Origin of the sequence: uncultured Eubacterium sp. (genome assembly GCF_937958975.1) — a bacterium.
In the GTDB taxonomy this organism is placed as follows: Bacteria; Bacillota; Clostridia; order Lachnospirales; family Lachnospiraceae; genus Eubacterium_G.
Window position 1 is genome coordinate 1 of sequence record NZ_CALGRE010000018.1, and the last position, 2,221, is coordinate 2,221.

2 protein-coding genes and 1 pseudogene are annotated in these 2,221 nt (G+C 34.6%); all 3 read left to right on the forward strand.

From position 1 onward, the window contains the following. Positions 1 to 272: 272 nt before the first annotated feature. Complete coding sequence (locus Q5O86_RS03315) at positions 273 to 1,154, forward strand: helix-turn-helix domain-containing protein (protein WP_302625729.1); 882 nt, start codon at positions 273 to 275, stop codon at positions 1,152 to 1,154. A gap of 2 nt (positions 1,155 to 1,156) precedes the next feature. Beyond that, a complete protein-coding gene (locus Q5O86_RS03320; protein WP_302625730.1) occupies positions 1,157 to 2,002 on the forward strand; it encodes a CPBP family intramembrane glutamic endopeptidase in 846 nt (281 codons plus the stop codon). An 80-nt stretch (positions 2,003 to 2,082) separates the two neighbouring features. Then, a pseudogene (locus Q5O86_RS03325) lies at positions 2,083 to 2,221 on the forward strand (peptidase S51); the annotation flags it as partial.

The window sequence follows — 2,221 nt, forward strand, 5'->3', positions numbered from 1 at the left end:
AACCGGCAGGCTGTCGCCGTCCATCTTGCCCACGGGGAACATCACTAATAACAAAATATAACAGTTATTAAATCTCTTAAAACAGGTGAAATCTCAATCGGAATTTGGCTATTGGATAAATTTAGTTTTCGTTGTAAAAACCTTTATTTTAGGGCGTTGCTACGGAAAGTAGCAGAAAAATAGTGAAATGACAGCTAATGTTTCTTGTTTGGTAAAGGTTAATTTACTAATCTGTGAAGGAAGTAAAACAAACCGAAAACGGAGGTAGAAAAATGACTTTAGAAGAACAAATTAAACATTACAGAAAACAGGCTGGACTTTCACAAGAGAAGATGGCTGAGAAAATCGGTGTATCAAGACAAGCCATTACAAAGTGGGAAAATGGAACAGGAACACCGGATATTGCAAATCTGATGGCAATAGCAGATCTCTTCCAGATATCGGTAGATGAATTACTTTCGAATGAGAAATCAGAGAAAAAGCAGTCTGATTACATCTATGAAAGTCGTACTGAATACGATATTGATGGTAAGAAGAATTTTGATATCAAGCTTGGTGGAGCATATGCTGTAGATTTAAAGGCATATCATGGAGAAAAAATTGAAGTCGCAATGTTTTCAAATGTCTATAAGAATCTTATGGCAGATTATAAAGTAAAGATTGATGATATAAAAAACCGAATCGATATTGATCTTAACAGATTTAATGAAGCCAGTGAAGCAGATGCAAAGGAGAGTTTGGTCATTACTATTTTTATTCCAGTAAAATATATTGGAAAAATCGAATTATCAGTTAATGCAGGGACACTGAATATTACTGATATAGAAAATGAACATATTGAGGTAAATGGCAAAATTAGCGAAGTTACCCTTCAGGGAAATAAAAGTGAAATTGAGATAGATTCAAATCTTGATATGCAGATCAGTGTTTTATCACATGAGGGTGCGCTTGAGATTAATCAGTTGTCAGCAACATCAAGACTTACACTTCCTGCAGATTATAGATTTAGAAGCACAAAAAAGGGAATAGCAACGCATATTTATTATGAGAGACAGGGCAAAAAGGTTGATGATTTTTCAGATGCCGAAGCAGACAATTACATTGAGTTCAATGGTATAAAGAGTGAGCTTGTGATTGTAGAGGCTGAGGTGTAGTCATGGAAAAGTATATATATCGACCGGTCAGATTCTATTTGATTACATTTGCCTGCACTTGGTTCTGGTGGCTATTTGCAATTTTACTTAATGAAGGGACGGGGCTTTATCTTGGAATGTTTCTTGGCTTGGTTTCACCTGCCGTGGTTGCCGTAGTAACTGTATTTATGTCTAAGAATAAAGCACTCATTAATGACTTTAAGAAGAAGCTGATTGGGTTTTATAGAATAAAACCTAAATATATATTAATTGCAGTGCTGATATTTGCTGTGATAGTGACGGCTTCAATCGGTACATCAGTATTATTTGGCGGCAGTATAAATCAGTTTTCATTTACAGAAGACTTTTCATTTTCTATAGGTGGTACGTCTGCATTTCTTACAATTTTGTTGGCATCCTGCATAGAGGAGTTAGGTTGGAGAGGTTATGGAGAGGATGCTGTTGGTGCATACAACAGCTGGTTTAAGGAGTCTATCATCTTTGGATGTATCTGGTCTTTGTGGCATGTGCCATTATTCTGGATACCTGGAACGTACCAGTATGGACTTAAAGAGATGGGAATCATTTATGTGATTAACTTTCTTTTTAGCGTGATACCACTTGATTTCCTTCAGACATGGGTATATGTAAAGAATAACAGAAGTATGCTTGCAACAATTATTTTTCATTTGTTTATAAATATTATGCAGGAAAAGATAAACATGACTCCTGAAACAAAATGTATACAAACTATTTTTGTTGTTATTGCGGCAATTATAATTGTTGTTATAAATAAAGAAATGTTTTTTGAAACAAAGCATGTGGGTAATTTACTTGAAGAGAAAATTATGAATCGAGAGATAAATTGAACTTTATCAATGTAAAGAAATCGACAATTTCAAGTTTGTTAAATTGGAAAATTAGAATTTATATATAAAGGAGAATATTGATGAAACTGTTTTTATGTTCGCACTTTTCAAGTGTAGGAAGTCTGATAAAGGAAGAAATTGAAAATAAAAAAGTCGCATTTATTCCAACAGCTTCGCTGCGTGAAGGCTACACCGGTTATGTCGGCTCGGCTCGAAAAT

What these genes read in the sequence shown, in the direction of transcription:
- Q5O86_RS03315 (WP_302625729.1), top strand. Translation starts at nt 273, where the DNA reads ATGACTTTAGAAGAACAAATTAAACATTACAGAAAACAGGCTGGACTT.
- Q5O86_RS03320 (WP_302625730.1), top strand. Translation starts at nt 1,157, where the DNA reads ATGGAAAAGTATATATATCGACCGGTCAGATTCTATTTGATTACATTT.